The organism is Streptomyces cahuitamycinicus (assembly GCF_002891435.1).
GTDB classification, from domain to species: domain Bacteria; phylum Actinomycetota; class Actinomycetes; order Streptomycetales; family Streptomycetaceae; genus Streptomyces; species Streptomyces cahuitamycinicus.
Genome location: NZ_POUC01000499.1, coordinates 1 through 5,341, shown reverse-complemented (window position 1 = coordinate 5,341; position 5,341 = coordinate 1). Strand labels below are relative to the sequence as shown.

The following is a 5,341-nucleotide window of genomic DNA, read 5'->3' as shown; positions in this document are numbered from 1 at the left end:
CCCCCGAGCCGGACGCAGACCCGCGGTCTCGCGTGTGCGCCCGCCTCCGCCTCCGCCTCGGCTGTCGCGGCCGAAGGCGGTGCGGGGCCCGCTGCTCAGGCGACGGGCAGGTGCCCGTAACGGGCGGCCGGGGAAGAATGGTTGCCGGTCAGCAGGGCGGATTCGCCGGTCAGGAGGGCGTCGAGCGCGGCAGCCTGGTCCTCCAGACCAGGGACGCAGACGGACTCCCCCAGGCGGACGCCGGCGAGACTGGCATGTGCCACACCCTCGGCCGTCATGGCGGCAGGGTAGCCCTGACCGAAGCCGTCGTGGAACTCCGTCGCCACCACCCCCGGGCACACGACCTGGGCATGGACCCCGGTGCCGGCGAGTTCGTGGGTGAGCGTCCGCGTGAAGGCGACCGTGGCGGCCTTCGCGCCCGCGTACAGGGTGCGCGGTATCGGCATCTCCTGACCGGCACTGAAGGCCAGCAGTGAGGCGAGGGTGATGACGGTGCCCTCACCGGCGGCCAGCATCCCGGGCAGGGCGGCCCGCACCAGACGCATGGGGCCGACGGCGTTGAGTGTGAGGAGACGGTCGATCTCGACGGCATCGATGTCGGTGAGCGGTGCGAAACCGCCGACTCCGGCGTTGCAGATCAGCAGCCGGACGTCTCCGGTGGCCAGGCGGTGGGTCACGGCGTCGAGGCCGTCGTGCGTGCTGAGGTCGGCGGGCAGAACGTCGACGGCGGCACCTGCTTCGCGCAGTTCGGCGGCCAGCTCGTTCAGCCGGTCCACCCGCCGGGCCACCAGGACGAAGTCGCAGTAGGACGCCAGGAGCCGGGCATAGGCAGCGCCAATGCCGGACGAGGCCCCAGTGATCAGAGCAAGAGTTCGGGACATGCGCCCAGCATTAACCAAGCGCCTGTCGAGAATCAAGCGTTTGATAGCAAGTGGTTGATACACGTGAACTCCCGTATCCTGCTCGTGTGACCACGGATGACGAGAAGACGCCTGGTGGCGATGTCAGAGCCATCTGGGCCCTACGGAGGGCGGAACTCGCCGTGCAGGCACTCAAGGGACAGCGGCTGCGCACTCTGGACATGGCGCCCGCGCACTACTCCCTGCTGTTCTGCATCCATGACGAACCCGGCCTAACGGGCGCGGAGGCCGCCCGCCGCCTGAACGTCACCCCTCAGGCCGTGGCATCGCTGGTGACGCGACTGGAGGGGCGCGGTCAGTTGGAGCGTCGGCAGCACGCGCTGCACCGCCATGTGCAGGAGCTCCACCTCACCGGCGCCGGCCGTGAGGCTTTCGGCTCCGCCAGTCGCGTCGTCGCGGACATCGAGCGCCGCGTCGTCGAGCGGCTGGGCTCGGACGGCACCGCACAACTCACCGCCTTGCTCGAGCAGGTGGTCGAGGCGGTTCGGGAGCCGTAGGTCACCGCTGCGCTCGGCGAGCCCCCGGCGCTGCATCCGGGGGAGCTGGTGGGACAGGCGGCCCTGTTCCCAGCCGAGGGAGGCGCCGAGGTCGCGGGCGCGCAGCCGCCAGCGGGGGCGTTGCGGAGGCGACCGAGTACCTCGTAGCCGGCCAGGGAGATGGTGTGATCGTCCTGCAGTTGCCGGCCCAGCACGGTCCGCAGCTGGTCGGTCAGGTGGATCAGTCCGCGTCAGGCCTGCTGTTCCTCGCTCGTCAGCCAGATGGCCATGGGGCCAGCCCGGCGGAATGCATGATGAATCAAGTTCTTGACGTGTCATGCAGCGATTCACCGTTCCGCTCGGCGGGTCCTGTAAGCGAGGAGCAACGATGAAGGCTGTCACCGTCACCGCGTTCGGCACTCCGCCCGTCCTGCGCGAGGACGTTCCGGATCCGACCACTGGGCCCTGGCAGGTACTGGTCCGCGTCCAGGCGTCGGTCAGTGAACTGGTTGGACGCGGACATCGCCTACGGCGCCCTCAACGACGTGACCCGTACGAGTTGCCGATCACGTCGAGGCCATCGGTGAAGGCATCAGCGAGGTGTAGGTCGGCGACGAGGATTTCGGGGCCGTACCCAGGGCGGAGACCGTTTCGCGACGGGGCCTGGGCCGGGCTCGTCGTGACCGGCGGGCACACGCTGACCCGCCAGCCCGCCCACATCGACACCGCGACCGCCGGTGCGGCCGCGCTGACCGCCAGTACGGCGCTCATGACGGTCGACGCGCTGGACCTGGCACCCGCGACACTGTCCTTGTCGTGGGTGCGACCGTCGGGATCGGCGGCACCGCCGTACCACTCGCCCGGGCCGCCGGTGCGACCGTCCTGGCGCCAGGACGGCCCGAGGGTGAGGAGTACCTGCGCGCTCTGGGCGCGAGCGACGTACTCCCGCGCGGGGGTGACCTCATTGCCGCCGTACGCAGGAAGCACCCCGGCGGGGTGGAGGCGCTCGTCGACGCCGTGATCCATGATCGGTGTGGTGCGCGCGGACTCGGGATGCGCCTGTTGACCGACTTCGTTCACGCGCTGGAGTACGCGTGGAGCGCGGCCCGGTCCTTCTTCGCCAGGACCGACCCCGCCGCCGAGAGGTGGGCCGGCGAGATCGCCCTGGAGAACCTCCTGACGGGTGCGACGTGTCGCCTCCTCAGGACTGTGCCGACTGCTGGTACCGGGTTGCGGGGGACGGGCGGGAGAATTGGTCACTCACTTTGAGAACCTACAGCCGGGGCGGGGGTCAGCCGGTCCGGCGGATGAGCGCCAGGTACATCGCGTCGGTCCCGTGCACATGCGGCCACAGCTGTACGTCGGGCCCGTCGCCGAGGTCGGTTACGCCGGGCAGCAGCGGCCGGGCGTCGATGAGGTCGGTGTCCGGGTGCTGCTTGAGCACGTCGGCGACGACGGCCCGGGTCTCGGCGAGGTGCGGCGAGCAGGTCGCGTAGCCCACGACTCCGCCGACCCGCACGGACTCCAGGGCGGTGCGCAGCAGCCCGCGCTGCAGCGGCGCGAAACCCTCCAGGTCCTCCGGGCGGCGCCGCCAGCGTGCCTCCGGGCGGCGGCGCAGGGCACCGAGGCCGGTGCACGGCACGTCGACCAGCACACGGTCGAAACTGCCGGGCCGCCACGCCGGACGGGTCCCGTCGGCGGCGATCACCTGGTACGGGCCGGGGTTGCCGTCCAGAGCCCTGGCCACCAGCCCGGCGCGATGGGTCTGCTTCTCGGAGGCGACGAGCAGCGCGCCCCGCTCGGCGGCCAGCGCCCCGAGCAGCGCCGCCTTGCCGCCGGGCCCCGCGCAGCCGTCCAGCCAGCGCCGGTCGGGGCCGTCCAGGGGCGCGCCCGCGAGGGCGATCGCCACGAGCTGGCTGCCCTCGTCCTGCACTCCCGCTCGCCCGTCCCGCACGGCCGCGATGGCACCCGGTTCCCCGCCCTCGGCCAGCCGCACGGCGTAGGGCGACCAGCGCCCCGGCACTGCGGCGTCCTCGTGGAGCAGCTCCTCGGTGGTGGCCCGTCCGGGCCGCGCCACCAGCGTCACCTCGGGCCGCTCGTTGTCGGCGCGCAGCAGCTCCTCGACGCCGTCGCGCCCGCCGCCGAGGGAGTCCCACAGCGCGGACACGACCCACCTGGGGTGCGAGTGGACGACGGCGAGATGGTCCTCGGGATCCTCGTCGTAAGGGGGTGCGACCTTGTCCAGCCAGCCGTCCAGATCGTGCTGCGCGACCTTGCGCAGCACGGCGTTGACGAACTTGGCCCGCCCGTCGCCGAGCACGACCCGCGCGAGCTCCACGGTGGCGGACACGGCCGCGTGCGTCGGGATCCGCGTCCCGAGCAGCTGATGCGCGCCCAGGCTCAGCACGTCCAGCACCGGCGGGTCGACCTCCCGCAGCGGCCGGTCCACGCAGGCCGTGAGGACCGCGTCGTACGTCCCCTGCCGCCGCAGCGTCCCGTACACCAGCTCGGTGGCGAGCGCCGCGTCCCGGGTGTCGAACGTCTCGGGTCCTTCCTTCTCCCGCGCCTTGCGCAGCAGGGGCGGGAGAACGAGGTTGGCGTAGGCGTCCCGCTCGTCCACGGCCCTCAGGGCCTCGAAGGCGAGGATGCGGACGGGGTCCTTCTTGGGCCGGCGGTAGGGCTTGCCCGACGTGCGGGCTCGGCGGGGCTGTTCGCTCACGAAAAAGGTGCTCCGGGGGTGAGAAGAAGTGCGCCGTCCAGCCTACGCCGCCGGGGGCGGGGCGTGACCGGCAGCAGGGCGCCGGGCCACGTCACGGACGCGCTGCCGCCGGCCCCGAAGCCGCCGCACACGCGACGCCACCGACAGCAAGGCGCCGCGCCATGTCGTCAGCGCCGCTCCGGCTTCGGCCTCCGGGGCACCGGAAGCTGGGCGTGACCGGCAACCGCGCGCAGCGGCGCATCGCCGGTCCGCTTGCGGCTTCAGCCCCCGAGCCGCTCGCCCTCGCCGATGCGCACCCCGCGGGCCCAGTCCGCCGCCCTCATCGGCTTCTTGCCCTGAGCCTGCACCCACAGCAGCTCGACGCCGTACGAGCCGGTTCCGACGTGGACGTTGTTCTTCCCGGCGGCGATCTGCCCGGGGGCGAGGTCCGTCCGGTCGGGCACGGGCGTGACCTGGATGAGCTTGAGGCGCTCACCGCGGAAGGTGGTCCAGGCGCCGGGGGCCGGGGTGCAGCCCCGCACCATCCGGTCGACGCGCAGCGCGGGTGCGCTCCAGTCGAGGTGCGCGTCCTCGACGTTGACCTTCGGGGCGAGACTGATCCCGTCGGCCGGCTGCGGTACGGCCTTCAGCGTGCCGTCCTCGATGCCGTCCATGGTCGCCGCGAGCAGTCCGGCACCCGCGAACGCCAGTCGCGTCAGCAGGTCCCCGCTGGTGTCGGTGGCCCGGATCTCCTCGGTCACCGTGCCGTACACCGGCCCGGAGTCCAGCCCCTCCTCGATCAGGAACGTCGAAGCCCCGGTGATCTCGTCCCCGGCCATGATGGCGTGCTGCACGGGCGCGGCACCGCGCCAGGCCGGGAGCAGGGAGAAGTGCAGATTGACCCAGCCGTGCGCGGGGATGTCGAGCGCGACCCGGGGCAGCAGTGCTCCGTAGGCGACGACGGGGCAGCAGTCCGGTCCGATCTCCCGCAGCCGCTCCAGGAACTCGGGGTCCTTCGGCTTCGCGGGCTTCAGCACCTCGATCCCGGCCTCCTCCGCCCGCTCGGCGACGGGCGACGCGACGAGCCTGCGTCCGCGCCCGGCCGGCGCGTCGGGCCGCGTGACGACGGCGGCCACCTCGTGCCGTCCGGAGGCGAGCAGAGCATCCAGGGCGGGAACGGCGACCTCGGGTGTACCGGCGAAGACGAGCTTCATGGGGTGGTGGGGGCCTCTCGAAGAGGGGTGGAC

At 72.5% G+C, this 5,341-nt stretch carries 5 protein-coding genes; 1 reads left to right on the top strand and 4 read right to left on the bottom strand.

Annotated features, from left to right (window positions below; all coding sequences use genetic code 11):
• Positions 1-95: 95 nt before the first annotated feature.
• Positions 96-881, bottom strand: coding sequence for an SDR family NAD(P)-dependent oxidoreductase (locus C1J00_RS37700; protein WP_102913409.1), 786 nt, complete (start codon positions 879-881; stop codon positions 96-98).
• 86 nt (positions 882-967) lie between these two features.
• Here C1J00_RS37700 and C1J00_RS37695 point away from each other — a divergent pair, with 86 nt between their 5' ends.
• Complete coding sequence (locus tag C1J00_RS37695) at positions 968-1,417, top strand: MarR family winged helix-turn-helix transcriptional regulator (RefSeq protein WP_245936664.1); 450 nt, start codon at positions 968-970, stop codon at positions 1,415-1,417.
• 516 nt (positions 1,418-1,933) lie between these two features.
• Here C1J00_RS37695 and C1J00_RS37690 read toward each other — a convergent pair.
• The 3 genes from C1J00_RS37690 to fmt form a co-directional block, all read right to left on the bottom strand.
• Positions 1,934-2,476 carry a hypothetical protein gene (locus C1J00_RS37690; protein ID WP_146046336.1) on the bottom strand — a complete coding sequence of 181 codons (543 nt, stop codon included), beginning with the start codon at positions 2,474-2,476 and terminating at the stop codon, positions 1,934-1,936.
• Positions 2,477-2,687: 211 nt separating this feature from the next.
• A complete protein-coding gene (locus tag C1J00_RS37680) occupies positions 2,688-4,115 on the bottom strand; it encodes an RsmB/NOP family class I SAM-dependent RNA methyltransferase (protein ID WP_102913406.1) in 1,428 nt (475 codons plus the stop codon).
• A 260-nt stretch (positions 4,116-4,375) separates the two neighbouring features.
• Entirely contained in the window at positions 4,376-5,308 is a 933-nt protein-coding gene (gene fmt, locus C1J00_RS37675) for a methionyl-tRNA formyltransferase (protein WP_102913405.1), read from the bottom strand.
• Between the last annotated feature and the right edge of the window lie 33 nt (positions 5,309-5,341).